The organism is Marilutibacter penaei (assembly GCF_014145395.1).
In the GTDB taxonomy this organism is placed as follows: Bacteria; Pseudomonadota; Gammaproteobacteria; order Xanthomonadales; family Xanthomonadaceae; genus Marilutibacter; species Marilutibacter penaei.
Genome location: NZ_JACHTE010000008.1, coordinates 59,954 through 85,651 on the forward strand (window position 1 = coordinate 59,954; position 25,698 = coordinate 85,651).

Sequence of the window (25,698 nt, forward strand, 5' to 3'; positions counted from 1 at the left end):
GTCAATCGTCGCGGACGCGGTTCAGCGGCGTGACGGCTCAGCGAAAATCCTGGTGGCAGGCCTTGCACGCGCCGCCGATGTCGGCGACGAGCTTCTCCACGCCGGCGCAGTTCAGCGGGGGCGTCGCCAGCGCGGTATCCAGGGTCGCCCGCATGCTGCTGGAGGCCTTGGAGAAGCGCGCGTCGTCGCGCAGGTCGGGGAAGGCCGGGTCCAGGTCGTTGGCCATCTCGCGCAGGGCGCGGACGTGGGGCAGGGTGTCGGTGGCGCCGCAGCGGTTGGCGTCGACATTGCCGCGGAGCTTGCCGAGGTGCCACTGCTGGACATTCATCACGGCATCGGGGAACGGGTCCGACCGGGATTCGATCGCACGTACGACCATCACCGTCGCGATCGCACCCAGCACGAGGCCCAGGATCACCATGAAGAGGTACTTCGACGCATTGCTGGCGGGCTTGGCGCTTGCAGGGGTGTCGGGCTGGGTGTCGTTCATGGCCTGGCCTCCATTGTGATGCGAGCCAAGATAGCACGCGGGCGTGGCGCATCCGTGCGCTGCCCATAAAATGGCCGGCATGGACCAGAACCCAGGCGATCCGCCCAACTGCCCCCTCTCCCGCGACCCCGTGCCCGAAGGCTGGCGGGAGCGTTTCGGGGGCATCGACCGTCTCTACGGCAACGGTGCCCTGCAGTGTTTCTCCACGGCCCGGGTGGCGGTCGTGGGGATAGGCGGCGTGGGCTCCTGGGCGGTGGAGGCTTTGGTGCGCAGCGGTGTCGGCCACCTCACTCTGATCGACGCGGACGATCTGTGCGTCTCCAATACCAACCGGCAGTTGCCGGCGCTGGCGGGGCAGTACGGACGTTCCAAGGTCGATGCGATGGCCGAGCGTTGCAAGGCCATCAACCCGGGCGTCGCGGTGGATGCCGTGCCAGGCTTCCTCACCGCGGGCAATGTCGCGGAGCTGCTGGAGAACCGTTTCGACGTCGTGCTCGATGCCTGCGACAGCTTCCGGAGCAAGGTCGAGCTGATCGCCTGGTGCAGGCGCCGCCGATTGCCGCTGGTGGTGGTGGGCTCGGCCGGCGGACGGACCGACCCGTCCCAGGTGCGCGTGCGGGACCTGTCGCGCACCGAACACGATGCGATGCTGGCGCTGATCCGGAAGAAGCTGCGTGCAGAGTTCAATTTCCCCCGCGCCCCCGCGCGCTATTTCAGCGTCCCGGCCGTCTACTCGCTGGAAAACGTCCAGTACCCGCAGCCCGATGGCACTGTCAGCGGCGTGCGTCCGAAGGCGGGTGGCGAAGCGGGTTTCAAGCTCGATTGCGGCGGGGGGCTTGGTGCCGCGACGCACGTGACCGGCGCATTCGCCTTCGCTGCGGTGGCACGCCTGCTTGAGCTTCTCCTGATACGACGCGTTCCCGGCGAGCCTGTCACGGCGTCGGCGGAAGCCTGAACAACCGCTCGGCGTTGCGGGTCGTCGCGGCGGCGATCTCGTCGCGCGGCACGTCGCGCAGCTCGGCGATGCAGTCCAGCACCCGGGGCAGCCGGGCCGGCTCGTTGCGTTGCCCCTTGATGCCCGCGTCCGGCTGGTCGGGGGCGTCGGTTTCCAGCAGCAGGCCGTCGATCGGAATCGCGGCCGCCAGCCGGCGCAGGCGGCGCGCGCGTTCGTGGGTGACGGGCCCGCCCAGGCCGATCAGGAACCCGAGGTCGAACAGACGCCGCGCCTGTTCCTCGCTTCCGGAGAAGCTGTGGACGACCCCCTGCAAGGGTCCCAGGCGTCGGATGGCCGCCAGCACCTCGTCGACGGCCTTCCGCGCATGGACGATGACGGGCAGGCCGGTGTCGCGCGCCAGCCGGAGCTGGGCGTCGAAATAGAAAGCCTGGGCATCGCGGTCAGGATCGTCGATGAAGAAGTCGAGTCCGCATTCGCCTATGGCCACCGGCGACTCGCGCTCCACCCAGGCCTCCAGTTCGGCCAGGTGCAAGCGCTGGTGCTCCGCCATGAACATCGGGTGCAATCCATAGGCGGGAAACAGCCCCGATGCCTCCCCGCAGACGGCGCGCAGGCCCGGCCAGCGCGCCGCGGTAATGGCCGGGACCACCTGGCGCCTCACCCCGGCCTCGCGCGCCCGCTGGATTACGGCCTCGCGGTCCGCGTCGAATGCGGCGGCATCCAGGTGGCAGTGGGAGTCGACCAGCATGGAGGTGGCCGTCGGGGCCATGCGTGCCGAGCGTCAGGGACGGGACGATTCGCCGTCGATGACGCGATCGTCGACCCGCTTGCGGTCTTTCCAGTTGGCGAGCAGCAGCGTGCCCAGGCCGAGCACGATCTCATCGATGAAAGGAATCGGGTCGAAGGGCCACAGGACACTGATCGCGAACGCGACGGCCGTCAGCTTGAACAGCGTGGGATGGCGCAGTTTGCGTGCCCAGACCATGAAAGGGCCCAGCAGGGGATTGGCCATGACGGGGGTGCTCCAGCCGTGCGATGACGCCACGCTACCACGCGAACGCGAAGCCCATCACGCTTGCTGAACAAAGACCGGAGCGCTACGCCCTCGTTCAGGTTCGCAGTGCTCGAATCGAGCCAGACAACAACGCGGGAATCATTCCCGTTCCCATGGAGGCCCTGATGAACAAGAGCATGTTGGCAGTTGCACTGGCGTCCCTGCTGGTTGGCGGCATCGCCGTCGCGGCGTACAACAGCTTCAGCGGCGACAGCCGCCCGGACGAGGTCTCTTTCGACGGGGCGGATGGCGCCTCGGCGCTGGACGGCAACGACGATCGCGTCGACACCGCCATCGGCGGCATCGCCTATGCGGATGTCGTGTCGGTCGCGCCCGTCACCGAGAAGCAGCCGCTGTACGCGGCGGTGATCGGCACCGATACGGTCCGCGAGACGAGCACCACCTCTTCGCCGCGCCAGGTCTGCGAGGACGTCGTCGTCCAGGAGCGCCTGCCCGAGCGCGACGGCAACGTCGGCGGTACGGTGGCGGGCGCGATCATCGGCGGCGTGATCGGCAACCAGGTGGGTGGTGGCAACGGTCGCAAGGTCGCCACCGCGGCCGGCGCCGCGGCCGGTGGCTATATCGGCAACCGCGTCGACCGCAACCATGTGGGTGGCCAGGTGGTGGAGCGGACCGATCGCCAGTGCCGCACCGTCACCGACACCTCGAATACCACCCGCGTCGTCGGTTACGACGTCACCTATCGTGCGCCCGACGGCTCGACCGGTACCAAGCGCCTCGACAGCAAGCCGGGCGAACGCATCCTGCTGGGCGACGAAGACGTGGTGGTCGCGTACGACGTGACCTACCGCTACGACGGACGCGAGGCCACGGTGCAGATGGACGAGGAGCCGGGCGACCGCCTGCCGGTCATCGACGGCAAGGTCGTGACCCAGGTCGCGGATGCCGGCCCCGGCGGCACGCGCGGCTGATCCGCCCGCCCGCTTGATGTGCTTGACGGGGTCGGCAATGCCGGCCCCGTTCCATTTTGCGGCGCCGGTTGCGCGGCCTCGGGCCCGGTTCTGCGCATGACGTGGCCGGCTGGGCAATACGCAGGACGGTTTCGTCGCTTTGGCCGGTTGCGGCTGCGACATCGGCCATCTGCCGGCTGCCTGGCGCGATGCCTGACCGATAGAATGGGTTCACGCCCACCGCCCGAGTGCTCCGATGGCCCTTAACCCGCATGACCTGTTCGACGTCCGTTCCCTCCTGAGCGAAGAGGAGCGCGCCGTGCAGGACACGGTGGCGCGGTTCACCAACGAGCGGGTCCTGCCGATCATCGGCGACGCGTTCGACCAGGGGCGGTTTCCACGCGAGCTGGTGGAGGACATCGCCGGCCTCGGTCTGCTCGGTTCATCGCTGCCCGAACAGTACGGCTGCGCCGGCCTCAACGCGGTGAGCTATGGCCTGATCTGCCAGGAGCTGGAGCGTGGCGATTCGGGCATCCGCAGCTTCGTCAGCGTCCAGTCCTCGCTGTGCATGTATCCGATCTTCGCCTATGGCTCCGAGGAGCAGCGCATGCGCTGGCTGCCGGACATGGCGGCCGGCAAGGTGATCGGCTGCTTCGGCCTGACCGAGCCGCACGGGGGGTCCGACCCGGCCAACATGAAGACCCATGCGCGCCGCGACGGCGACGACTGGGTGCTCAATGGCTCCAAGATGTGGATCACCAACGGCAACCTGGCCGATATCGCGATCGTGTGGGCGCAGACCGACGACGGGATCCAGGGCTTTGTCGTCGAAAAGGGAACACCGGGCTTCGAAGCACAGGAAATCAAGCACAAGATGAGCCTGCGCGCCTCGGTGACGAGCGCACTCTACTTCGACAACGTGCGCGTGCCCGAGGCCAATCGCCTGCCGAATGTCAAGGGCCTGAAAGGGCCGTTGGGCTGCCTGACGCAGGCACGCTATGGCATCACCTGGGGCCCGATCGGCGCGGCGACCGCGTGCCTGGAGGAGGTGCTGGCCTATACCGGTGAGCGCATTCTGTTCGATCGCCCCGTGGCGGCCACCCAGAGCGCACAGATCAAGATGGCCGAGATGGCCCGGCGCATCACGCTCGCGCAACTTCTGGTGCTGCAGTTGGGCCGCCTGAAGGACGCGGGTGCCATGCAGCCGGCACAGGTGTCCCTCGCCAAGTGGAACAACTGCCGGATGGCGATCGACATCGCCCGCGAGTGCCGCGACCTGCTCGGCGGCGCGGGCATCACCACGGAACACGCGGCGATCCGCCATGCGCTGAACCTGGAGTCGGTCATCACGTACGAGGGCACCGAGACCGTGCACCAGTTGGTGATCGGCCGCGAGCTGACCGGCATCAACGCGTTCTGACGGCAGGCTCGTCGCAGCAGGGCATGGGAGGTCCAGGGTGGGTATCAGGATCATTGACAGTCCGGTCATCGAGACCGACCGCCTGGTGCTGCGCGTGCCGCGGGTCGAGGACTTCGAGCGGTTCGCCGGGATGTTCGCCGACGAAAGCACCCACCACATTGGCGGGCCACTTCCGCGCGGCGACGCCTGGCGACGGTTCCTGCAGATGCCGGGCGCATGGCTGCTCCAGGGCTTCGGCATGTTCTCGGTGATCGAGAAGTCAACCGGTTCGTGGGTCGGGCAGGCGGGCCCTTGGCGACCCGATGGCTGGCCAGGCAACGAGATCGGCTACGCTTTCCATCCGGATGCGCGTGGAAAGGGATACGCCACCGAGACCTGCGCGGCTGCGATCGACTGGGCATTCGCGAATCTTGGATGGTCAGAGGTGATCCACTGCATCGCGCCTGCCAACACGGCTTCGCAGGACGTCGCGCGGCGCCTGGGCTCCACGCGGCGCGGCCCGGCGACGTTGCCGCCGCCGCTCGATGTCCATGAGGTCGACGTCTGGGGCCAGTCGCGCGCGCAGTGGGACGCACGGCGCACCGCGCGATGAACCCCGCGCCAGCCGGCCTGCATCCCATGGCCCAGCCGCTCGCCTGAGCGTTTCCGCTCGCACGTGCCTCCCGAGGGGAGGTGGAGTCGCCCACGCATGTTCGCGAAGATCCCCGATCCCATCCCCGCCCGCATGAAGGGCCTCAACCGCGCGGAAATCTGCGACGCCAACTTCGTCGAGTTCGTGCGTACCTGGTCCGGGGTTGCGCGTCACGCGCCCGCCGACGATGCGCCCGTCCTGCCGGGCAGCACGCTTGACGCCCGTGGCTTCCGCGAACTGTTCGAATCCCAGCTCATCAGCCGCCATCTCGACCTGATGGCGCGGGTGCTGCGCGTGCAGGACAAGGTCTTCTACACGATCGGTTCCTCCGGCCACGAAGGCAACGCGATGGTCGCGCGACTGGCGCGGCATACCGATCCCGCGTTCCTGCATTACCGCTCCGGCGGCTTCATGGCGGAGCGTTTCCGCAAGCTGCCGGGCATGGATCCGGTCATGGACTCGGCCTTGTCCTTTGCCGCGAGCAAGGACGACCCGGCTTCAGGCGGCCGCCACAAGGTCTGGGGCAGCAAGCCGTTGTGGGTCCTGCCGCAGACCTCGACGATCGCGTCCCACCTTCCGAAGGCGCTGGGCACCGCGGTGGCGATCGAGGCGGGCCGTCGCCTCGGCCATGCCTTGCCTGTGCCGGACGACAGCATCGCGATCTGTTCCTTCGGCGACGCCTCGGCCAACCACGCGACCGCACAGACGGCCTTCAATGCCGCGGCGTGGACCGCCTACCAGAGGCTCCCCGCCCCGGTCCTGTTCGTCTGCGAGGACAACGGCATCGGCATCTCGGTGAAGACGCCGACGGGCTGGATCGCCAACCGGTTCCGCCACATGGACGGGCTGGATTACTTCTTTGCCGACGGGCTCGACCTGGCGGGCGGCTATGGCGACGTCCAGCGTGCGGTCGAGCACTGCCGTACGACCCGGCGTCCGACCTTCCTGCACCTGCGCACCAACCGGATCATGGGCCACGCCGGCACCGACTTCGAGATCGAGTGGCGTCCGGTCGACGAGCTGTGCCGCGTCGAGGCCGCCGACCCGCTTTTGCGGAGCGCGGCGATCGCGCTGGAATCGGGCCTGATGTCCACCGAGGACGTGCTTGCGCTGTACGAAGCGACCCGCGTGCGCTGCTTTGCCGCGGCGGAAGACGCGGATCGCCGGCCAAAACTCGGGACGCTGGACGAGGTGGTCGTGCCGCTGGCGCCGTATTCGCCCGACAAGGTCCGCACCGAGGCCGAGCGGGCCGATTACGCCGATCGTCGCCTCGAGGCCTTCGGGGGCGAGAAGAAGCTGCCCGAGCACCAGCCACCGCGGCACCTGGCCATCCAGATCAACCAGGCCCTGCACGACGTGTTCGCGAAGTACCCTGAGGCGCTGCTGTTCGGCGAGGACGTGGCCCAGAAGGGCGGTGTCTATACGGTCACCAAGGGCCTGCAGAGGGCCTTCGGCCCGCGTCGCGTGTTCAACACGCTGCTCGACGAGACCATGATCCTCGGGATGGCCCAGGGCTTCGCCAACATGGGCATGCTGCCGATCCCCGAGATCCAGTACCTGGCCTACTTCCACAACGCCTGCGACCAGATCCGCGGCGAGGCGGCGAGCCTGCAGTTCTTCAGCAACAACCAGTTCGCCAATCCGATGGTCGTGCGCATCGCCGGCCTCGGTTACCAGCGCGGCTTCGGCGGGCACTTCCACAACGATAATTCGATCACCGCCCTGCGCGACATCCCGGGCCTGGTGGTCGGGTGCCCGTCGCGCGGCGACGATGCCGCGACGATGCTGCGCACCCTCACCGCGCTGTCAAAGGTCGATGGGCGCGTCAGCGTGTTCCTCGAGCCGATCGCGCTGTACATGGCCAAGGACTTGTATGAAGCCGGCGACGGCGGCTGGCTGACGCGATATCCGCCGCCCGGCGAGGCGATGCCGCTGGGCGAGGGGCGTGTCTATGGCGAGGGCCATGACGACCTCGTCGTGTTCACCTACGGCAACGGCGTGCCGATGAGCCTGCGGGCGGTGCGCGAGATCGAACGCGTCCATGGCTGGAAGTGCCGGGTCGCCGACCTGCGCTGGCTGGTGCCGCTCAACGAAGCGTGGATCCGCGACCAGGCATCAACGGCGAAACGCATCCTCATCGTCGACGAAGGCCGCCACAGCGCCGGCGTGGGCGAGGGCGTCATCACCGCGATCGTCGAGGGCGGTTTTGGCGCGCGGCCATTCCGGCGCGTCGTCGGCGCGGACACTTACACCCCCTTGGCCGGCGCCGCGTTCGCGGTGATTCCGGCCGAGCGGGACATCGTGGAGGCCGCCGCGACGCTGGCCTGAGGTCAGCGTTCCAGGCCACCCAGCAGGGGACGCGCCTGCATCTCCACGCCATCGACATGGCAGGCGTCGTCGTCCCCGCCCTCCAGCGGCATCACCGCGAGGGCGACGTGCCCCCCGTTCCCGTCGCAGGCCACGCAGGCGACCTTGCCGGTATCCCGCGTGTCGCGGAGCACCGGGTCGCCTGCCCGGACCGCGCCCGGCACGTCGAAGCCCACCAGCCCCCGCTTCGCCTTGCCGAGGAAGTGGGTGCGGGCGACGATCTCCTGGCCCGGGTAGCACCCCTTTTTCACGCTGAAGGCCTTGAGCCGTTCGAGCGAGAGCTGTTGGGGGGTCCATGCCTCGGTCTGCGATGCGTCGAGGCGGGGCAGGCCGTGGCACAGGTCCGCGAGGCGCCATTCCCGGCTGCCCGGTGTGGTGGCTTCCGGCGCTCCGACGAGGAGCCGTCGGGGGCCACCATCGCCCGAGAAGTCGAGTTCGACCGCGCCATCGTCCAGTTTCGCCCAGCGCGCACCCCGTGCCCGGGCAGGGGACTCGAATGCGCCCGACACGGCAAGGGATTCGGGCACGTCCAGTACGAGCTTGCTGCGGAACCGGAATCGCCCGAGGGCCGTGGCAAGCGCGTGAGGGTCCGCATCGGGAAGCAGCAGCCAAAGGGTCTGTTCATCCAGGCGGACGACCGCGAACAGCGCCAGCACGCGTCCCTTCGGTGTCAGCCAGCCGTTCCAGTGCCACTCCCCAGGCGCCAGCCGGTCCACGTCATTCATGAACTGGGCCTGGGCGAACGCGACGGCATCCGGTCCGGAAAGCCGCAGCAGCCGGTGGTCGGGCAGGGCAAGAAGCGTGCCGGGGGAGGCGTGTGGGTTGTCAGACATGGGGGCTGGATTTAAGCTTCAACGCCGAGATGATAGGCGAAACGACCCCCGAGCCCGTCCCCGAGACGCCCGACGCGACGGCCGAGACGCCGCGCGCCGACGACGCCAAGGCGGTCGAGGTCGGGGGGCGCGACGGTCCCGAACCCACCCGTTTCGGGGATTGGGAGAAGAACGGGCGCTGCATCGACTTCTGACCAGCACCCGGTTCCGCTTCCTACATCCGCGGACAACCCCTCCTGCCACGCGGCCGCGCCGCCCAGCCGAGCATTGCCATCACGCCCATGGCGAATCCCCAACGTCCCCTGTCACCGCATCTGCAGGTCTACCGCTGGCAGATCCAGATGGTGACCTCGATCCTGCACCGGGCCACCGGTGTGATCCTTGCCGTCGGCAGCCTGCTGATCGCCTACGCCCTGGTCGCGCTCGCATCCGGCCCCGAGGCCTGGGACCGTGTCACGGCCTGCGCGACCTCGCCGCTGGGCTTCGTGGTCCTGTTCGGCTGGAGCTGGGCCTTCGCCTTCCACCTCTTCAACGGGCTCAGGCACCTGGTGCAGGATGCCGGCTACGCGTGGAGGATCGAACAGTTCATCCGCAGCAGCTGGACCAGCGTGTTCGGCAGCCTCGCGCTGACGGCGATCATCTGGGTCATCGCGATGATGCAGCGGGGTGGCGCATGAATCCCCGGGCACGCCTGCGCAATCCGCTGAAGACCGCCCGCGGCCTGGGTTCGGCGAAGGACGGCACCGGCCACTTCATCGTCCAGCGCATCACCGCCGTCGCGCTGGTGTTCCTGGCGCTGTACGTGCTGGGGCTGCTGGTCGGCCTGGCCGGCGCCGATTACGCCACGGTGCGTTCGGTCGTGGCCAGCCCGTTCAACGCCATGGTCCTCATCGCCTTCCTGCTGGCGATGTTCTGGCATGCCCAGCTGGGTCTTCAGGTCGTCATCGAGGACTACGTCCACGGTGGCTGGGGCATCGCGGCCCAATTGGCCGTCCGTTTCACCTGCGTACTCGCGGCCATCGCCAGCGTGCTCGCCGTCATCCGCATCGCGCTGGGGTAATCCGACATGCCTGCTGCCTACAAGATCCATGAACACACCTTCGACATGGTAGTGGTCGGCGCCGGCGGTGCCGGCCTGCGCGCGACCTTCGGCCTGGCCCAGAAGGGCCTGAAGACCGCCTGCATCACCAAGGTGTTCCCGACCCGTTCGCATACCGTCGCGGCCCAGGGTGGCGTCGCGGCGGCGCTCGCCAACATGGGCGAGGACAGCTGGCGCTACCACTTCTTCGATACCGTCAAGGGCTCGGACTGGCTGGGCGACCAGGACGCCATCGAGTACATGTGCAAGGAGGCCATCCCGGCCATCATCGAGCTCGAGCACTACGGCGTGCCGTTCTCGCGTACCGAGGATGGCAAGATCTACCAGCGTCCGTTCGGTGGCATGACGACGAAGTTCGGCGAGGGCCCGCCGGCGCAGCGCACCTGCGCCGCGGCTGACCGGACCGGTCACGCGATCCTGCACACGCTGTACCAGCAGTCGTTGGCGCATGACGCGCAGTTCTTCATCGAATATTTCGCGCTCGACCTGATCATGGATGCCGACGGCGCCTGTCGCGGCGTGTTGGCGCTCGACCTGTCGACCGGCGAGCTGCACCTGTTCCGTGCCCAAGGCACCGTGCTGGCGACCGGCGGTTACGGTCGCGCCTATTTCTCCGCGACCTCGGCCCATACCTGCACCGGCGACGGTGGCGGCATGGTGCTGCGTGCCGGCCTGGCGATGCAGGACATGGAGTTCGTTCAGTTCCACCCGACCGGCATCTACGGTGCCGGCTGCCTGATCACCGAGGGCGTGCGGGGCGAGGGCGGCATCCTGCGCAACAGCAACGGCGAGCGCTTCATGGAGCGCTATGCGCCGAGCGTGAAGGACCTGGCGCCGCGTGACATGGTCAGCCGCTCGATGACGATCGAGATCCGCGAAGGCCGCGGCGTCGGCGAGCACAAGGACCACATCCTGCTCGACCTGACCCACCTCGGCCCCGAGGTCATCCACGAGAAGCTGCCCGGCATCGCCGAATCGGCGCGCATTTTCGCGGGCGTCGACGTCGAGAAGGAGCCGATCCCGGTCATCCCGACCGTGCACTACAACATGGGCGGCATCCCGACCAATTACCACGGCGAAGTCGTGCAGCTGCGCAACGGCAATCCGGACGAAGTCGTCCCGGGCCTGTTCGCGATCGGCGAGGCGGCCTGCGTGTCGGTGCACGGTGCGAACCGCCTGGGCTCGAACTCGCTGCTCGACCTGGTCGTGTTCGGCCGCGCCGTCGCCAACCGCGCCGCCGAGATCGTCAAGCCGAATGGCGCGCAGCAGCCGCTCGCCGGCGACGCCTGCGACGAGGCGCTGGCGCGCCTGGACAAGCTGCGCAACTCCAATGGCGGCACGCCGACCGCGGTGATCCGCGACAAGATGCAGCGCACCATGCAGGCCGATGCCGCGGTGTTCCGCACCGGGGAGACGCTGTCGGACGGCGTACGCAAGATCCGCGAGATCCACGCGTCCTTCGCCGACGTGAAGGTGACCGACCGCTCGCTGGTCTGGAACTCCGACCTGATCGAGACCTACGAGTTGTCCAACCTGCTCGGCCAGGCGCTGGCGACCATCGTGTCGGCCGAGAACCGGACCGAGTCGCGTGGCGCCCACGCCCGCGAGGACTTCCCGGACCGCGACGACACGAACTGGCTGAAGCACACCCTGTGTTCGGTCTCCGAGGACGGCACCACGTCCATCGACTACCGCCCGGTGCATATGTACACGTTGACCAGCGACGTCGACGTGGTGCCGCCGAAGAAGCGCGTCTACTGATCCGGAGCGAGCACCGTGGCTGAATTCTCCCTACCCAAGAACTCGCAGATCCAGAAGGGCCGTCACTTCCCGGCCGCCCAGGGCGCGAAGAACGTCCGCACGTTCAAGGTCTACCGCTGGAGTCCGGACGACGGCATGAACCCGCGCGTCGATACGTACGACGTCGACATGGCGACCTGCGGCCCGATGGTCCTGGACGCGCTGATCAAGATCAAGAACGAGATCGATCCGACGCTGACCTTCCGTCGCTCCTGCCGCGAAGGTATCTGCGGTTCGTGCGCGATGAACATCGATGGCACCAACACCCTGGCCTGCACCAAGGCGATCAGCGACTGCGGCAAGGCCGAGGTGCCGATCTATCCGCTGCCGCACATGGAGGTGGTCAAGGACCTGGTCCCGGACCTCACCCACTTCTATGCGCAGTACGCCTCGATCAAGCCCTGGCTGCGGACCCAGAGCCCCTCGCCATCCGACCGCGAGCGCCTGCAGTCGCCCGAGGACCGCAAGAAGCTCGACGGGCTGTACGAGTGCATCCTCTGCGCCTGCTGCTCGACCAGTTGTCCGAGCTACTGGTGGAACGGCGACCGCTACCTCGGCCCGGCGATCCTGCTGCAGGCCTACCGCTGGATCATCGACTCCCGCGACGAGGACACCGGTGCGCGCCTGGACGACCTTGAGGACCCGTTCAAGCTCTACCGCTGCCACACGATCATGAACTGTGCGCGGACCTGCCCGAAAGGACTGAATCCCGCGCAGGCGATCGGCGAGATCAAGAAGCTGATGCTCGCGCGCCGGGTCTGACGCACGGCGCTGGCGCGACGGGGAAGGGCGTGCCACGGCGCGCCCTTTTCCTTTGGCGCGGCACGGTTTAGCGTGTATGCGCCCGGTTGCGGGCGCTTTCGAGGGGTTGGGATGGACGACAACGCGATCTGGCTGCCCGCACTGGCGATGGCCGCGCTGACCTTCGTGGTCTGGTGGCGCATGTACTTCATGCGCGTGGGTCAGATGAAACGCGAGCGCATCCATCCGCAGAAGGTCGCCACCTCCGCCGCGGCATCGGCGCTCCTGACCGACAGTCGCGCCGCCGACAACTTCCGCAACCTGTTCGAGTTGCCGGTGCTCTTCTACGTCGCGCTGGTGATCGCCGACCGCATCGCGCTGGTCGACGCCATCGTGCTGGGACTGGCATGGATGTTCGTGGCGCTGCGGATCCTGCACAGTGCGATCCACGTGACCTACAACAAGGTCATGCACCGTTTCATGGCCTACGTGGGCGGTGGCCTGGTGTTGTGGGTGCTCTGGGGCTACCTCGCGCTGGGCCTGCTCCGGGGGTGAGCGTGGACGTGGCCGACGACGACGCCGAGCTCCGCCGCCTGCGCTGGCGCTGCCGGCGAGGCATGCGGGAGCTGGACCAGCTGTTCGAGCGTTACCTTGACCGGGAATGGCGGAAAAGTCCTACGTCCGAACGCGCCCGTTTCCTGGAACTGCTCGCCACCGAGGACGATAAGCTCTGGCACTGGTTCATGGGACACGAGGTGCCTCCCGATGCCGGACTCCACGCCCTGGTCGAACGCATTCGCGCCTTGCCGCCTTGAATGGCGGCCATCGCCGGCCCTCACGTTCGCGCTTGGCCTGCTGGGCGTGCTGTCCGCCGCCGGCTGCGTCGGAAGCGACCTGCCACGCCCCTGGGCCTGGACCCTTGCCGCATTCGCGGCCGTCGGCGGCGGCCTTCTCGCGTGGCGCGAGCATCGAAGGGCTGGCATGTCCGTGCTGATCGCCCCGGATGGCGCCGTCCACCTCGACGGTATCGAGGTCCAGGGCTTCGACGTCGCATGGCGCGGTCCGTTGGCGATGATGCGCTGGCAAGGGTCGAGCCGCACCGAATTCCGGGCCTGGTGGCCTGATGCCCTGCCTGCCACTGGGCGACGTGAATTGAGGCTGGCGATGATGCGCGCGGCCTCTGCCCGGGGCCGGGATTCAATGGCACCATAGCCCCCATGTTCAAACCCATCCCCGTGGCCATCGGTCTGCGTTACCTGCGTGCCAAGCGCCGGAACGGCTTCATTTCCTTCATCTCATTTGCGTCGCTTGCCGGCATCGCGCTGGGCGTGACCACGCTGATCACCGCGCTGGCGGTGATGAGCGGCTTCCAGCGCGAGATCCGCGACCGCATGCTGCAGATGGTGGCGCATGCGACGGTCAGCGCCTATGGCGATCCATTGCCCGACTGGCCTCGCGCGGTCGACATGGCGCTTGAAGACGAGCGGGTGGCGGGCGCGGCCCCCTATGTCGAGAAGGAGGCGCTGCTCTCGGGTACCCGCAACCAGCCGGCGATGGTGCGCGGCGTCGTGCCCGCGAGGGAAGCCACGACGTCGGTGCTGGCCGAGAAGATGGTGGTGGGCAACCTGGATGAGCTCGTCCCGGGCGGCTTCAACATCGTGCTCGGCAAGGAGCTTGCGATGTGGATGGGCGTGGGTGTGGGCGACAGCGTCATCGTCACCACGTCGAACTTCCGCAGCACCCCGATGGGGGCGGTGGCCCAGCAGAAGCGTTTCACCGTCAGCGGCCTGTTCGAAGCGGGCTACCAGGAGTTCGACAAGGGTCTGGCGGTGGTCAACATGGAGGACCTGCAGCGGGTCCTGCGAATGGGCGATGGCGTGACCGGCGTGCGGGTACGCCTGCACGACATGGACCAGGCGTTCGACGTCGCCCGTTCGCTGGCGTTGCGCCTGGCCGAATTCGAGGGCGGGCCGTATCGCGTCAGCGACTGGGCCAGCGAGCACGCCAACATGTTCCACGCACTGAAGATGGAGAAGACCCTGATCGGCATCCTGCTGTCACTGATCATCGCGATGGGGGCCTTCAACCTGGTGTCTTCCCAGGTCATGCTGGTGACCGACAAACAGGCCGACATCGCCATCCTCCGCACCCTCGGTCTGTCCCCGCGAGGCGTCATGGGCGTCTTCATGGTGCAGGGGTCGGTGATCGGCATCATCGGTACGGTGCTGGGCGTCGTGGGTGGCGTCAGTCTCACCCTGAGCCTCGAAACCCTGCTGCGCCTCATCGAGAACGTCTTCGGTGTGAGCCTGCTGCCCTCGGCGGACGTGTACTACATCACCGGCCTGCCGACGGACCTGCAAGGCTCGGACGTGGCGATGATCGCAGCCGTGGCGCTTTCCATGGCGTTCCTGGCCACCCTGTATCCGGCGTGGCGCGCTTCCCGGACCCCGCCGGCGGAGGCGCTGCGCTATGAATGAGCCGAACGTGATGGATGGCGTGGTGCTGCAGTGCGACGGGCTGGCCAAGACGTATGCCGAGGGGCGGCTGGAAACCCCGGTGTTCAAGGACCTGGATCTTTCGGTCCGCGAAGGCGAGACGGTTGCCATCCTCGGCGCCTCCGGTGCCGGCAAGAGCACGTTGCTGCACCTGCTGGGCGGCCTTGATACTCCGACGTCCGGCGAAGTCCATGTGGCGGGACAGCGGATGAGCGGATTGTCCGACGCCGAACGCGGTCGGCTGCGCAATCGTGCGCTCGGGTTCGTCTACCAGTTCCATCACCTGCTGCCCGAGTTCACGGCGCTGGAGAACGTGATGATGCCGGTGCTGCTCGGTGGCATGGACGTTCCCGAGGCGGAAACGCGCGCGCGTCACCTGCTGGAGGGGGTAGGGCTGGGGCATCGCCTCGACCACAAGCCCGGCGAACTTTCCGGAGGCGAGCGGCAGCGTGCCGCGGTCGCTCGTGCACTCGTGAACAGGCCGGCCTGCGTGCTCGGCGATGAGCCGACCGGCAACCTGGACGAGAAGACCGCAGCCACGGTGTTCGAGCTGATGCTTTCGTTGAACCGCGAACAGCGGACCAGTCTCGTGCTGGTGACCCATGATCGCCGGTTGGCGCGCCGTCTTGACCGTGTCCTCGAGCTGCACGAAGGACGCCTCAGGGAACTGCTTCCGGACGAGGTCTAGGCCATGCAGCCAGCGGCAGGGACGCCGCCCGTCATCCACGCACCCGCAGGGGCATGCGCACGACGCCCGGCCGTTGCACTTTTCGGTCCAGGTTCGGCCGCCGCGCTGTTGACCGGTGTCGTGGCCGTGCTGCTGAGCCCGGCCTGGCCGCCGGCGGGTTGGGGCATTCCGGTCGTCGTCGCCGGACTGTCCTGCCTGGTCGGGGGATGGCGCCGCCGTCGACGGGCGTACTTGTGGATGGGATGGGTCCTCGCGGGTGTCGGTCTCGCGGTGGTGCATGCGGCCGGCATGCTGGCGGCACAGCTTCCGCCGCGGCTCGAGGGCGCCGAGATGCAGGTGACGGGACGGGTCGTCAGCCTGGTTGACCGTGCGGATGGCCGGCTGATGTTCGATTTCCGCGTCGATCCGGAGGCCACCCAGCCCGGCGCGCTTCGCGGCGCCTTGCTGCGCCTGGCCTGGCACGCCCGGGAAGGCACGTCGCCCGCCGCGGTGGCGCCGGGGGAGCGCTGGCAGTTGCGGGTGCGGGTGAGGGCTCCGCGTGGTGTCCGCAATCCGGGTGGCTTCGACGCGGAGCGTCATGCCCTCGCCGCCGGGCGGGTCGCCGACGGTCAGGTCCGCAGTCCGGCCGACGCCAGGCGCATCACGACCGGCTCCAGCATCGACGCGTGGCGCGAGCGCATGGCGGCCCGGATCGAAGCGGGCGTGCCGGCACCGTCTTCGCGCTTCATACGTGCGCTTGCGTTGGGCGACACGCGAGGCGTGTCGGACCAGGACTGGTACCTGCTGCGGGCGAACGGCCTGACCCACCTGATCGCGATTTCCGGTTTCCACGTGGGGTTGGTGGCCGGCTTCGCGGCACTGCTGTGCCAGGGGCTCTGGTGGTTGTGGCCCGGCCTCGGGCGATCCATCCCGCGCCCACTTGCCGCAGGACTGGCAGCCGTGGCGGGGGCCGCCGTCTACGCGGCGGTGGCCGGTTTCGCACTGCCCACCGTGCGGACGGTGCTGATGATCGCCGTGGTCGTGCTGTCGCGGCTGGCGCGGGAGCGGTCGGCGCAGGTCGACGCACTGTCGATCGCGGCGATTGTCGTGCTGCTGGTCGATCCACTGGCCGTGCTGGGTGCAGGCTTCTGGTTGAGCTTTGCCGGCGTGGCATGGCTGATGTGGTGCCTGCCGGTCGCGACCCGGCGTCCCGTTCGCGCGTTCCTGCTGGCGCAAGGGGTGGTCACCGTCGGGCTGCTGCCCCTGAGCGTGGCGCTGTTCGGGCAGGCGTCGCTGGCCGGGCCCATCGCCAACCTGGTCGCCGTTCCATGGTGGAGCCTGGTGGTGGTGCCGCTGGTCCTGGCCGGCACCGCGCTGGACGGCGTCTGGGCGGGTGCCGGTGTCTGGGCATGGCGCCTGGGGGCCTGGTGCTTCGACCTGACATGGCCCTTGTTCGAGCATCTCGGTGGCAGTCGCCTCGCGCTGGCGTGGTTGCCCGATTCAAGCTGGGTCGCGGTTCCCATGGCCGTGCTCGGGGCCTTCTGGATGCTGTTGCCTCGCGGCCTTCCGGGCAAGCCGCTGGCCGCTCTGCTGTGGCTCCCGCTGCTGTGGCCGGCGAAGGACCTGCCTGCCCATGGCGAGCTCGAGATGCAGGTGCTGGATGTCGGGCAGGGCCTCGCGATCGTGGTCCGGACGGCAGGCCACGTGTTGCTCTACGACGCAGGGCCGCTCGGACGCAGTGGACACGACGCGGGGGAACGGATCGTGGTGCCGGCACTCCATGGGCTCGGCATCCGGAGGCTCGACCGGATCATGCTCAGCCATGCCGATGCCGACCACGCCGGGGGGCTGGCGGCGACGCGGAGCGCTTTCGATACCGATACGCTCGTTGCTCCGCACCAGTCCGGCATCGAAGGCGCGACCGCCTGCGTCGCCGGCGATGCCTGGGCGTGGGACGGGGTCTGGTTCGAGGTGCTGCATCCCACGCCGTTCTTTCCGTATCTCGGCAACGAGTCGAGTTGCGTGCTTCGCATCAGTTCGCCCCATGGGCGGGTCCTGTTGACGGGCGACATCGGCACGATCATCGAGCAGCGCCTCCTGCGCATGTCCCCGCAGCGGCTGGGCGCCGAGGTGGTTGTGGTGCCGCATCACGGCAGCAATGGCAGTTCCAGCCCGTCCTTCATCGAGGCGGTAGGCGCGCGGCACGCCATCGTGTCGACGGCGCATGGCAACCATTTCCGCCATCCGCGGCCGGAGATCGTCGCACGTTGGTCGCAGGCAGGGGCGGCCTGGCACGACACCGCGGTCACGGGAGCCGTGCGGGTCGGGCTGTCCAGGGAGGGGGTAGACGTCGAATCGAGACGCCGCGCACAGCGACGGGGGTGGGATGCGGAGGCGCGCCGCCGGGCCGCCTCGGTCCCGCCCTGACTGGGCTATCCTATCGGCCGAACAGGAACGGCTCAGGCCGGAGGTTTGCGAGTGCTGGAACTGGTCAAGGCCGGCGGTTGGCCGATGATCCCGCTGCTGCTGCTGTCGCTGGTCGCGCTGGCGATCATCGTCGAGCGGGCGTGGACCCTGCGTCGGGCGGCGGTGATGCCCCCGGGGCTGGGCAAGGAGGTCCGTGCGTGGGCGTCGCGCGGGAAGCTGGATCCGAGCCACATCGAATCCCTGCGCCGCACCTCGCCGTTGGGCGAGCTGTTGGCCGCCGCGCTGGACGTGCGGAACGGAACGCGCGAGCAGATGCGCGAGCGGGTGGAAGACGTCGGGCGCCACCTGGTGCATCGGATGGAGCGCTTCCTCAATACCCTGGGGACCATCGCCGCTGCCGGTCCGCTGCTCGGCCTGTTCGGCACCGTGGTGGGCATGATCCAGATGTTCCTGGTGATCGGCGACCAGGGGATCGGCGACGTGAACCAGCTGGCCGGCGGCATCGGCAAGGCCCTGGTATGCACCGCGACCGGCATGATCGTGGCGATTCCTGCGCTGATGGCGCATCGGTGGTTCCGAGGTCGCGTCGGCGAGTACATCGTCTCGATGGAGCACGAGGCCATCCAGTTGCTCGACACGATCGACCCGCCCGCCCGTGCCGCCCGGCCGGCCCGGCCCGCGCCGGTCAAGGCCCGCGCCTGAGGCCCGGCGATGCGTATCCAGGACCACCGCGCCTTCGACGAGCCCGACATCAACCTCGTGCCCCTGATCGACGTCATCCTGGTGTTGATCATCTTCTTCGTGGTGACCACCACGTTCGACGCCCGGTCCGTGCTCAAGCTGCAACTGCCGACCGCGCAGGGCGAGACCAACGACGCCAACAAGGCCCTGAGCGTGCTGGTCAATGCCGACGGTCGTTATTTCGTGGACGACCGCGAGGTGCTGCGCGACGACCTTGAATCGCTGAAGGCGACGCTGGCCGACGTGGGGGGCGACGACCGGGACCGTCCGGTGCTGCTGCGTGCGGATGCGCGCACGCCGCACCAGGCCGTGGTCACCGCTTACGACGCGCTGGGCCAGCTCGGTTTCAAGCGGGTGATGATCGCCACCGCGCCCCAGGCGGACGGGGGAGGCGAGGGCGGCCCATGACCGAGCCCGGTGGGGCCTGGCATACCTACAGGCGGCTGCTTGGATTCTCGCGGCCCTACCGGGGGCTGCTTGGACTGGCGCTGTGCGGGATGCTGCTGGAGGCCGCCGCGGGAGGCGCGTTCACGCGGCTGATGGAGCCCGTGGTGGACGTGACTTTCATCGACCAGGGCAATCCGCTCAAGAAGTGGCTGCCGCTGCTGATCGTGGGCCTGTTCGTACTGCGCGGCGTGGCGGGGTATGTCAGCGACATGGGCATGGCGCGCGCGGGCCGCGGGATTTCACGCGACCTGCGTGTGCGCGTGCTCGGCAAGTACCTGCGCCTGCCGGGCCAGCGCTTCGACAGCGAGCCGGTGCCCTCCATGCTGGTCCGCCTGGGCTCGGACAGCGACCAGGTGGCACAGGCCGCGGTCGATGCGCTGAAGGTCCTCCTGCAGCAAAGCTTCCAGGTCATCGCCATGCTGGGCGTGATGTTGTGGACCAGTTGGCAGGTGACGATCGCCATCCTGATCATGGCGCCGCCGCTGGCCTGGATCATGGACCGCGTGGGCAAGCGCTACCGGCACATCAGCCACCGCATCCAGGAGAGCGGCAGCCAGCTGATGCAGTCGGCCGACCAGGCACTGTCCAACCAGCAGGAAGTCAAGGTTTACGGTGCGCAGGACGTCGAGCTCGACCGTTACGCGGCGCAGGCCGACCACCATCGCCGGTTGAGCATCAAGGTGGAATCCACCCGCAGCATTTCCTCGGCCATGGTGCAACTGATGGGCTCCGTGGGCCTGGCCCTGTTGCTGTTCTTCGCCGGCCGGGAGGCCGCGGCGGGCCGCCTGAGCGCGGGCGGCTTCGTGGCGCTGATGATCGCGATGATGGCGATCATCCCGGCCCTGAAGCAGTTGACCAACGTCCAGGGCATGCTGCAGCGGGGGGTCGCCTCCGCCGAGCGGCTGTTCACGGTCCTCGATGCGGCGGACGAGCCCGACACCGGCACCCGCCCGCTCGATCGGGCGCAGGGCGTCATCGAGTTCCGCGACGTCACCGCCCGGTATCCGGAGCAGGTCAAGCCGGCCCTGGCGGATGTCAGCTTCACCGCGACGCCCGGCACGGTGACGGCCATCGTGGGTCGTTCCGGTAGCGGCAAGACCAGCCTGATCAAGCTCATCCCCCGGTTCTACGAGCCCGAGTCCGGCGAGATCCTGCTCGATGGCCATCCGCTTGGGGACTACCGGCTGCGTGACCTGCGGCGCAACATCGCACTGGTGGGCCAGCAGGTGATGCTGTTCGACGGCTCGGTTGCCGCGAATGTCGCCTATGGCGAATTGCGCGACGTCGGTCCCGATCGGCTGCAGGCCGCCATCGAGGGCGCGAATGCGGCCGAGTTCGTGGAGCGCCTGCGCGAAGGCGCGGACACGGGGATCGGCAGCAAGGGCGGCAAGCTGTCCGGCGGCCAGCGCCAGCGCCTCGCGATCGCGCGGGCGATGCTCAAGGACGCCCCCATCCTGATCCTGGACGAGGCCACCGCCGCGCTGGATGCGGAGTCCGAACGGCTGGTGCAGGACGCCCTCGAGCACCTGATGCCGAACCGCACGACACTGGTGATCGCGCACCGCCTCGCCACCATCGAACATGCCGACCAGGTCCTGGTGATGGACGAAGGGCGCATCGTCGAACGCGGCACGCACGCCGCATTGCTGGAGGCCGGCGGGCTGTACGCGCACCTCCACCGCATGCAGTTCCGCGAGGCGACATGAGCGACCGCAGGCCGTCGGCGCGGGGATGGGCGCCGCGCCACTGGTACCAGGATGTGCCGATCCCCCTTTCCGCGAAGCTGCTCTCCGGCGTCTATGCGGCCGTGACCGGCCTGCGACGCTGGCTCTATCGCAAGGGGCTCAAGCGTGCGCGCCATCCCGGCGTGCCGGTCATCGTGGTCGGCAACCTGGTGGCGGGCGGGGCGGGCAAGACGCCGCTCACCATCGCGATCGTCGAACGGCTGAAGGCGGAAGGCTTCAATCCCGGCGTTGCCAGCCGGGGGCATGGGCGGGCCGATGCCCGCACCGCGCGTTGGGTCGATGCGGGGACGCCGGTCGAGGAGGCCGGTGACGAGCCGGCGTTGATCGTCGCCCACACCGGCGTCCGGCTTCGGGTGGACCGGGACCGCTACCGTGCGGCCAAGGCCCTGGCGGCCGATGGCTGCGACGTGGTGGTCTGCGACGACGGGCTGCAGCACTATCGTCTCGCACGCGACATCGAAGTCGAGGTGATCGATGGCCAACGGCGTTACGGCAACGGGCGCCTGATGCCGGCCGGCCCGCTTCGCGAGCCCGTGGCGCGTGGCCAGCGCTGCGATTTCCGCGTGGTCAACCTGCCCGATGGCGGGGGGGAGGGCGCGCGCTCGGGTTTCGGCGAGTGGCCCATGCACCTCCTGGCCGATCGCGCGATCCCGTTGCTGGGCGGACGGGCCTGCCCGCTCGAAGCGTTCTCCGGCCACCGCGTGCATGCCGTTGCGGGCATCGGGAATCCGGAGCGGTTCTTTGCGATGTTGCGGGGGCGAGGCCTGGCAGTGGTACCGCATGCGTTCCCGGACCATCATGCCTACCGGCCTTCCGACCTCGAGTTCGGCAGCCCCCTGCCGGTGCTGATGACGGAGAAGGATGCGGTGAAGTGCGCGGGCCTGCATGCCGACCAGCACTACAGCGTGCCGGTGAGGGCGCGGTTGCCCGAGGCGTTCTGGGTGGCGCTGCTGGAGCGGCTGGCGGCGCCGGACATGCGTCGGACGTAAGGCCCGGCCGTCGCAGGAAAGGAGGATCGAGATGAGTGGACCGTTGGCCGATTTCGTCGTTGCGATTCCCGCGCGCCACGATGCCTCGCGTCTGCCCGGAAAACCCTTGCGCCTGCTCTCGGGCGAACCGCTGGTCCTGCATGTCGCCCGGCGTGCGCTGGCGGCCGGGGCCCGTGAGGTCTGGGTGGCAGCGGATGACGACCGGATCGCGGCGGCGCTCGAAGGCGCGGGAGTGCGGGTGGCGATGACCTCCCGCGACCATGCGTCGGGTACGGACCGGCTGGCCGAGTGCGCGCGGATCGCCGGTTGGACCGACGACACGCTGGTGGTGAACCTCCAGGGCGACGAGCCCTTCGCGCCGGCGAGTGGTATCCGCGCTGTCGCGCATCTGCTGCGCGACAGCGGCGCGGCGATGGCTACGCTCGCGACGCCGGTCGACACCGCTGAACGCCTGTTCGACCCCAACACGGTCAAGGTGGTGCAGGCCGTCAATGGCGATGCGCTCTATTTCAGCCGCGCGCCGATGCCGTGGCCGCGCGATGCATTCCGGGCGGACCGGGCCCGCCTGCCGCCAGGCGGGCACTGGCTCAGGCACATCGGGATCTATGCCTACCACGCGGGCTTCCTGAAGCGGTTCGCGTCGATGCCCCCCGGGCGGCTCGAGGGGATCGAGGCGCTCGAGCAGTTGCGCGTCCTCGAAGCCGGCGAACGGATCGCGGTGGCGCTGGCGCCCGATGCTTTTCCGCCTGGCGTGGACACCCCGGAAGACCTCGCCCGCGCGCAGTCACGGATGGAGGCGCAAGGTGCGTGAGCGTTTCCGCATCCTGGTGGTTTGCCTCGGCAACATCTGCCGTTCGCCGATGGCCGAAGGCGTGCTGCGTGCGCGCATCGACGCGTCGCATCTGGCGGGCCAGGTGGACCTCGACTCCGCCGGGACGGGTGACTGGCATGTCGGCCAGCCTCCCGACAGGCGCGCCATTGCCAAGGCGCGCGATCATGGGCTCGATATCTCGGCCCTGCGCGCCCGCCAGTTCAGGGTGGACGACCACCATGACTTCGACTGGATCCTGTGCGCGGACCGCACCAATCTGCGCGACGTGAGGCGCTTGGCGCCCGACGGCGCGCGGGCACGGACGGGCCTGTTGATGGAGTGGGCCGGTGTCGAGGGAGATGGCGAGATTCCGGACCCGTACACGGGCGGAGAGGCCCAGTTCGAGCACGTCCACGGACTGCTGGACGCCGCGGCAACCGGCCTGCTGGCCCGTATCGAGCATGAACGGGCGGGCGGCGACGGTACGCAAACGAGCGACTGACGGGCGGATTCGCTTGCGCCAGGCCTCGTGCGACCCAATCCTTGCCGCATGCGTCCTGGTCTCCGTTCCCTTGCCCGCCGCTCCTGCCGTTCCAGGACGGTCGCGTGACTGACGCCGCAGCCCCCTTCGACGGCAAGGCCTTCGCGCGCGACCTCAGCACCGCGCCCGGGGTCTACCGGATGATCGCCGCGGACGACACGGTCCTGTATGTCGGCAAGGCCGGCGCGCTTCGCAAGCGCGTCGCCAGCTACTTCAACGGCTCGCCCAAGTCCGCGCGCATCATGTCGATGCTCGCCCAGGTCGCCCGGATGGAGGTGACAGTCACCCGGACCGAATCCGAAGCGCTGATCCTCGAGAACGAGCTGATCAAGTCGCTCAAGCCGCGCTACAACGTGCTGCTCCGCGACGACAAGAGCTATCCCTACGTGCTGATGACGCGTGAGCCGTGGCCCCGGATCGCGCTCCACCGCGGTGCTCGCACGCGCCCGGGACGCTACTTCGGCCCGTACCCCAGCATCGGCGCGGTACGCGAGACGCTCAACCTGATCCACAAGCTGTTCCAGCTCCGCAGTTGCGAGGACAGCGTGTTCCGCAACCGCTCCAGGCCCTGCCTCCAATACCAGATCGGCCGGTGCAGCGGGCCCTGCGTCGGCCTGGTCGAGGAGGCGGCGTACCGCGAGAGCCTGCGCCGCGCGACATTGCTGCTGGAAGGACGCAGCGACACGCTGACCGCCGAGCTGGGCCAGGCGATGGAGGCCGCCAGCGCGGCACTGGACTTCGAGGAGGCCGCACGCCTGCGGGACCTGATCGCGTCCATCCGGACGCTGCAGGCGCGCCAGTACGTGGACGGACGTGCGGCCGACCTGGACGTGCTCGCGGTCGCGATGGAAGACGCGACGGCCTGTGTCCTGCTGCTCGCCTTCCGCGATGGGCGCAACCTGGGGACGCGTGCCTTCTTCCCGAGGACCAATGGCACCGATAGCGCCGAGGAGGTGCTGGCGGCCTTCGTGTCGCAGTACTACGGCGAGCAGCCGCCGCCTTCGGAAATCGTACTCGACCGCGACATTCCCGACCGCGAACTGCTCGAGCAGGCCTTGTCGGCCGCCGGTGGCCGGGTGCAGATCAAGTACCGCGTGCGCGGCGAACGCGCCGGCTACCTCGACCTCGCGCGGCGCAATGCCGTCATGGCACTGGGCACGGAGCGTACCGGTCATGCCGCACAGCGCGCCCGCAGCGAGGCGCTGCAGGCCCTGCTCGGCCTTTCGGCACCGGCGTCGCGCATCGAGTGTTTCGACATCAGCCACACCATGGGCGAGGCGACGGTCGCATCCTGCGTCGTCTTCGACGCGGAGGGCCCGGTGCGCGGGCAATACCGCCGCTACAACATCACGGGCATCGAGCCGGGCGACGATTACGCGGCCATGCACCAGGCCATCGAAAGACGCTTCCGGCGGGCGGTCGAGAGCGACGGCGTCCTGCCCGAGGTGCTGCTGATCGACGGCGGGGCAGGGCAGGTCGCGCAGGCCCGGGAAGCGCTCGAACGGCTCGAGGTGCAGGGCGTGCTGCTGGTCGGCGTCGCCAAGGGGCCGGCGCGGCGCGCGGGCGACGAGGAGCTGCTGCTCCCGGACGGGCGCAGCGTGCGGCCCGGCGCGGCCTCGCCTGCGCTGCAACTCGTGCAGCAGGTGCGTGACGAGGCGCACAGGTTCGCCATTACCGGTCACCGGGGCAAGCGCCAGAAAGCGCGCAACAGCAGTCGCCTCGAAGACATTCCCGGCATCGGGCCACGTCGTCGCGCCAGCCTGCTCAGGCATTTCGGCGGGCTGGGGGGGCTGAAGGGCGCGGGTGTCGAAGAGATCGCCCGGGTGGACGGTGTCAATGTCTCGCTGGCCGAGCGCATCTATGCGACCCTGCACGGACTGGATCTTCCGGAATCCGACCCGGACGCCCCCATGAATACGCGCTCGCCGCGGAGTCCCGAATGACGTTGACGGTCCCCACCTTGCTGACCCTGCTGCGGATCCTGATGATCCCGGTGCTGGTGCTGGTGTTCTATTTGCCCTTCAAGTGGACCAACTTCGCCGCGGCCTTCGTGTTCACGCTGGCCTCGGTGACGGACTGGCTGGATGGCTGGATCGCTCGGGCCTACAACCAGCATTCCGCATTCGGCGCCTTCCTCGACCCGGTGGCCGACAAGCTGATGGTGGCGACCGCGCTGATGTTGACCGTGCAGGCGCACCCCACGGTCTGGATGACGCTATGGGCGGCGGTCATCATCGGTCGCGAGATCGCGGTATCCGCGTTGCGCGAATGGATGGCCGAGTTGGGCCAGCGGGCCAAGGTGAAAGTCGCCACGGTCGGCAAGGTGAAGACCATCGTGCAGATGGTCGCCCTGGTGTGCCTGCTTTATCAGGAACCGTTCATGGGCCTGCCGGTGTTCGTCATCGGTGAATGGCTGTTGGCCGCTGCGGCGCTGTTGACCCTCTGGTCGGGCCTGGCCTACCTGCGCGCGGCCTGGCCGAGCCTGAAGGCGGGCCGCGGTGCGTGAACAAAGCAGTTGACAGTTCCGTGTCCGT

Annotated in this window: 28 protein-coding genes; 24 read left to right on the top strand and 4 right to left on the bottom strand. The window is 68.7% G+C overall.

Translation table 11 applies throughout. From position 1 onward, the window contains the following. Nucleotides 1-37: 37 nt before the first annotated feature. On the bottom strand, nucleotides 38-490 hold the full coding sequence (locus tag H4F99_RS11790) for a cytochrome c (protein ID WP_182669947.1): 453 nt from the start codon (nucleotides 488-490) through the stop codon (nucleotides 38-40). Nucleotides 491-620: 130 nt separating this feature from the next. Between H4F99_RS11790 and H4F99_RS11795 the strand changes: the two genes are divergently transcribed. Further along, on the top strand, nucleotides 621-1,445 hold the full coding sequence (locus H4F99_RS11795; RefSeq protein WP_182670082.1) for a ThiF family adenylyltransferase: 825 nt from the start codon (nucleotides 621-623) through the stop codon (nucleotides 1,443-1,445). Here the strand turns inward: H4F99_RS11795 and H4F99_RS11800 are convergent. Together H4F99_RS11800 and H4F99_RS11805 are read right to left on the bottom strand one after the other, a co-directional pair. Then, the gene (locus tag H4F99_RS11800; protein WP_182669948.1) at nucleotides 1,423-2,214 is read right to left on the bottom strand and encodes a TatD family hydrolase; all 792 of its coding nucleotides are present in this window, start codon (nucleotides 2,212-2,214) and stop codon (nucleotides 1,423-1,425) included. The genes H4F99_RS11795 and H4F99_RS11800 overlap by 23 nt on opposite strands. A gap of 12 nt (nucleotides 2,215-2,226) precedes the next feature. Next, nucleotides 2,227-2,457, bottom strand: a complete 231-nt coding sequence (locus H4F99_RS11805) for a DUF6116 family protein (RefSeq protein ID WP_182669949.1) — start codon at nucleotides 2,455-2,457, stop codon at nucleotides 2,227-2,229. A gap of 167 nt (nucleotides 2,458-2,624) precedes the next feature. On the opposite strand from H4F99_RS11805, the gene H4F99_RS11810 reads away from it, so the two are divergent. The 4 genes from H4F99_RS11810 to H4F99_RS11825 all read left to right on the top strand — a co-directional run bounded on the left by H4F99_RS11810 (nucleotide 2,625) and on the right by H4F99_RS11825 (nucleotide 7,789). After that, a complete protein-coding gene (locus H4F99_RS11810) occupies nucleotides 2,625-3,431 on the top strand; it encodes a glycine zipper 2TM domain-containing protein (RefSeq protein ID WP_246371952.1) in 807 nt (268 codons plus the stop codon). Between the two features lie 235 nt (nucleotides 3,432-3,666). Continuing rightward, on the top strand, nucleotides 3,667-4,830 hold the full coding sequence (locus H4F99_RS11815; RefSeq protein ID WP_182669950.1) for an acyl-CoA dehydrogenase family protein: 1,164 nt from the start codon (nucleotides 3,667-3,669) through the stop codon (nucleotides 4,828-4,830). Between the two features lie 37 nt (nucleotides 4,831-4,867). Then, nucleotides 4,868-5,422 carry a GNAT family N-acetyltransferase gene (locus tag H4F99_RS11820; RefSeq protein ID WP_343064206.1) on the top strand — a complete coding sequence of 185 codons (555 nt, stop codon included), beginning with the start codon at nucleotides 4,868-4,870 and terminating at the stop codon, nucleotides 5,420-5,422. 96 nt (nucleotides 5,423-5,518) lie between these two features. Next, entirely contained in the window at nucleotides 5,519-7,789 is a 2,271-nt protein-coding gene (locus H4F99_RS11825) for a thiamine pyrophosphate-dependent enzyme (protein WP_182669951.1), read from the top strand. Between the two features lie 2 nt (nucleotides 7,790-7,791). On the opposite strand, the gene ygfZ is transcribed toward H4F99_RS11825, so the two are convergent. Continuing rightward, nucleotides 7,792-8,661, bottom strand: coding sequence for a CAF17-like 4Fe-4S cluster assembly/insertion protein YgfZ (gene ygfZ, locus H4F99_RS11830; protein ID WP_182669952.1), 870 nt, complete (start codon nucleotides 8,659-8,661; stop codon nucleotides 7,792-7,794). Nucleotides 8,662-8,690: 29 nt separating this feature from the next. Between ygfZ and H4F99_RS11835 the strand changes: the two genes are divergently transcribed. The 19 genes from H4F99_RS11835 to pgsA all read left to right on the top strand — a co-directional run bounded on the left by H4F99_RS11835 (nucleotide 8,691) and on the right by pgsA (nucleotide 25,670). Next, on the top strand, nucleotides 8,691-8,855 hold the full coding sequence (locus tag H4F99_RS11835; protein ID WP_182669953.1) for a DUF1674 domain-containing protein: 165 nt from the start codon (nucleotides 8,691-8,693) through the stop codon (nucleotides 8,853-8,855). 87 nt (nucleotides 8,856-8,942) lie between these two features. Then, nucleotides 8,943-9,338, top strand: a complete 396-nt coding sequence (gene sdhC, locus H4F99_RS11840; RefSeq protein ID WP_182669954.1) for a succinate dehydrogenase, cytochrome b556 subunit — start codon at nucleotides 8,943-8,945, stop codon at nucleotides 9,336-9,338. After that, nucleotides 9,335-9,721: a succinate dehydrogenase, hydrophobic membrane anchor protein gene (gene sdhD / locus H4F99_RS11845; RefSeq protein ID WP_182669955.1), complete on the top strand. Its 387-nt coding sequence runs from the start codon at nucleotides 9,335-9,337 to the stop codon at nucleotides 9,719-9,721. The genes sdhC and sdhD overlap by 4 nt, the downstream gene beginning before the upstream one ends. 6 nt (nucleotides 9,722-9,727) lie before the next feature. Further along, nucleotides 9,728-11,521 (top strand): succinate dehydrogenase flavoprotein subunit, encoded by a 1,794-nt coding sequence (sdhA, locus tag H4F99_RS11850; protein WP_182669956.1) that lies wholly within the window; start codon nucleotides 9,728-9,730, stop codon nucleotides 11,519-11,521. Between the two features lie 15 nt (nucleotides 11,522-11,536). After that, the gene (locus H4F99_RS11855; RefSeq protein ID WP_182669957.1) at nucleotides 11,537-12,322 is read left to right on the top strand and encodes a succinate dehydrogenase iron-sulfur subunit; all 786 of its coding nucleotides are present in this window, start codon (nucleotides 11,537-11,539) and stop codon (nucleotides 12,320-12,322) included. Between the two features lie 111 nt (nucleotides 12,323-12,433). Next, complete coding sequence (locus H4F99_RS11860) at nucleotides 12,434-12,856, top strand: MAPEG family protein (RefSeq protein WP_182669958.1); 423 nt, start codon at nucleotides 12,434-12,436, stop codon at nucleotides 12,854-12,856. An 8-nt stretch (nucleotides 12,857-12,864) separates the two neighbouring features. After that, nucleotides 12,865-13,116, top strand: coding sequence for an FAD assembly factor SdhE (locus tag H4F99_RS11865; RefSeq protein ID WP_425488024.1), 252 nt, complete (start codon nucleotides 12,865-12,867; stop codon nucleotides 13,114-13,116). A 166-nt stretch (nucleotides 13,117-13,282) separates the two neighbouring features. Further along, complete coding sequence (locus H4F99_RS14505; protein WP_246371969.1) at nucleotides 13,283-13,513, top strand: hypothetical protein; 231 nt, start codon at nucleotides 13,283-13,285, stop codon at nucleotides 13,511-13,513. Between the two features lie 5 nt (nucleotides 13,514-13,518). After that, entirely contained in the window at nucleotides 13,519-14,778 is a 1,260-nt protein-coding gene (locus H4F99_RS11875) for a lipoprotein-releasing ABC transporter permease subunit (protein WP_182669960.1), read from the top strand. After that, complete coding sequence (gene lolD / locus H4F99_RS11880) at nucleotides 14,771-15,484, top strand: lipoprotein-releasing ABC transporter ATP-binding protein LolD (protein ID WP_182669961.1); 714 nt, start codon at nucleotides 14,771-14,773, stop codon at nucleotides 15,482-15,484. Before H4F99_RS11875 ends, lolD begins: the two co-directional genes overlap by 8 nt. Nucleotides 15,485-15,604: 120 nt before the next feature. Beyond that, a complete protein-coding gene (locus H4F99_RS11885; protein ID WP_343064208.1) occupies nucleotides 15,605-17,890 on the top strand; it encodes a DNA internalization-related competence protein ComEC/Rec2 in 2,286 nt (761 codons plus the stop codon). A 51-nt stretch (nucleotides 17,891-17,941) separates the two neighbouring features. Further along, nucleotides 17,942-18,592, top strand: coding sequence for a MotA/TolQ/ExbB proton channel family protein (locus H4F99_RS11890; protein ID WP_182669963.1), 651 nt, complete (start codon nucleotides 17,942-17,944; stop codon nucleotides 18,590-18,592). A 9-nt stretch (nucleotides 18,593-18,601) separates the two neighbouring features. After that, a complete protein-coding gene (locus H4F99_RS11895) occupies nucleotides 18,602-19,039 on the top strand; it encodes an ExbD/TolR family protein (RefSeq protein WP_182669964.1) in 438 nt (145 codons plus the stop codon). Next, nucleotides 19,036-20,784, top strand: a complete 1,749-nt coding sequence (gene msbA / locus H4F99_RS11900; RefSeq protein ID WP_182669965.1) for a lipid A export permease/ATP-binding protein MsbA — start codon at nucleotides 19,036-19,038, stop codon at nucleotides 20,782-20,784. Before H4F99_RS11895 ends, msbA begins: the two co-directional genes overlap by 4 nt. Beyond that, nucleotides 20,781-21,812 (top strand): tetraacyldisaccharide 4'-kinase, encoded by a 1,032-nt coding sequence (lpxK, locus tag H4F99_RS11905; protein ID WP_182669966.1) that lies wholly within the window; start codon nucleotides 20,781-20,783, stop codon nucleotides 21,810-21,812. Before msbA ends, lpxK begins: the two co-directional genes overlap by 4 nt. Before the next feature lie 43 nt (nucleotides 21,813-21,855). Continuing rightward, nucleotides 21,856-22,623, top strand: coding sequence for a 3-deoxy-manno-octulosonate cytidylyltransferase (kdsB, locus tag H4F99_RS11910; RefSeq protein ID WP_246371972.1), 768 nt, complete (start codon nucleotides 21,856-21,858; stop codon nucleotides 22,621-22,623). Then, nucleotides 22,616-23,125, top strand: coding sequence for a low molecular weight protein-tyrosine-phosphatase (locus H4F99_RS11915; RefSeq protein ID WP_343064209.1), 510 nt, complete (start codon nucleotides 22,616-22,618; stop codon nucleotides 23,123-23,125). The genes kdsB and H4F99_RS11915 overlap by 8 nt, the downstream gene beginning before the upstream one ends. Nucleotides 23,126-23,229: 104 nt before the next feature. Continuing rightward, nucleotides 23,230-25,107 (top strand): excinuclease ABC subunit UvrC, encoded by a 1,878-nt coding sequence (gene uvrC, locus H4F99_RS11920; RefSeq protein ID WP_182669969.1) that lies wholly within the window; start codon nucleotides 23,230-23,232, stop codon nucleotides 25,105-25,107. Next, nucleotides 25,104-25,670, top strand: coding sequence for a CDP-diacylglycerol--glycerol-3-phosphate 3-phosphatidyltransferase (pgsA, locus tag H4F99_RS11925; protein WP_182669970.1), 567 nt, complete (start codon nucleotides 25,104-25,106; stop codon nucleotides 25,668-25,670). The genes uvrC and pgsA overlap by 4 nt, the downstream gene beginning before the upstream one ends. Nucleotides 25,671-25,698 lie beyond the last annotated feature (28 nt).

Coding starts and splice junctions, on each gene's coding strand:
- H4F99_RS11805 (WP_182669949.1), bottom strand. CDS start 2,457: ATGGCCAATCCCCTGCTGGGCCCTTTCATGGTCTGGGCACGCAAACTG.
- H4F99_RS11875 (WP_182669960.1), top strand. CDS start 13,519: ATGTTCAAACCCATCCCCGTGGCCATCGGTCTGCGTTACCTGCGTGCC.
- H4F99_RS14505 (WP_246371969.1), top strand. CDS start 13,283: ATGTCCGTGCTGATCGCCCCGGATGGCGCCGTCCACCTCGACGGTATC.
- H4F99_RS11835 (WP_182669953.1), top strand. CDS start 8,691: ATGATAGGCGAAACGACCCCCGAGCCCGTCCCCGAGACGCCCGACGCG.
- sdhA (WP_182669956.1), top strand. CDS start 9,728: ATGCCTGCTGCCTACAAGATCCATGAACACACCTTCGACATGGTAGTG.
- H4F99_RS11825 (WP_182669951.1), top strand. CDS start 5,519: ATGTTCGCGAAGATCCCCGATCCCATCCCCGCCCGCATGAAGGGCCTC.
- H4F99_RS11860 (WP_182669958.1), top strand. CDS start 12,434: ATGGACGACAACGCGATCTGGCTGCCCGCACTGGCGATGGCCGCGCTG.
- H4F99_RS11790 (WP_182669947.1), bottom strand. CDS start 490: ATGAACGACACCCAGCCCGACACCCCTGCAAGCGCCAAGCCCGCCAGC.
- H4F99_RS11810 (WP_246371952.1), top strand. CDS start 2,625: ATGAACAAGAGCATGTTGGCAGTTGCACTGGCGTCCCTGCTGGTTGGC.
- H4F99_RS11800 (WP_182669948.1), bottom strand. CDS start 2,214: ATGGCCCCGACGGCCACCTCCATGCTGGTCGACTCCCACTGCCACCTG.
- H4F99_RS11895 (WP_182669964.1), top strand. CDS start 18,602: ATGCGTATCCAGGACCACCGCGCCTTCGACGAGCCCGACATCAACCTC.
- ygfZ (WP_182669952.1), bottom strand. CDS start 8,661: ATGTCTGACAACCCACACGCCTCCCCCGGCACGCTTCTTGCCCTGCCC.
- msbA (WP_182669965.1), top strand. CDS start 19,036: ATGACCGAGCCCGGTGGGGCCTGGCATACCTACAGGCGGCTGCTTGGA.
- sdhC (WP_182669954.1), top strand. CDS start 8,943: ATGGCGAATCCCCAACGTCCCCTGTCACCGCATCTGCAGGTCTACCGC.
- pgsA (WP_182669970.1), top strand. CDS start 25,104: ATGACGTTGACGGTCCCCACCTTGCTGACCCTGCTGCGGATCCTGATG.
- lolD (WP_182669961.1), top strand. CDS start 14,771: ATGAATGAGCCGAACGTGATGGATGGCGTGGTGCTGCAGTGCGACGGG.
- H4F99_RS11815 (WP_182669950.1), top strand. CDS start 3,667: ATGGCCCTTAACCCGCATGACCTGTTCGACGTCCGTTCCCTCCTGAGC.
- sdhD (WP_182669955.1), top strand. CDS start 9,335: ATGAATCCCCGGGCACGCCTGCGCAATCCGCTGAAGACCGCCCGCGGC.
- lpxK (WP_182669966.1), top strand. CDS start 20,781: ATGAGCGACCGCAGGCCGTCGGCGCGGGGATGGGCGCCGCGCCACTGG.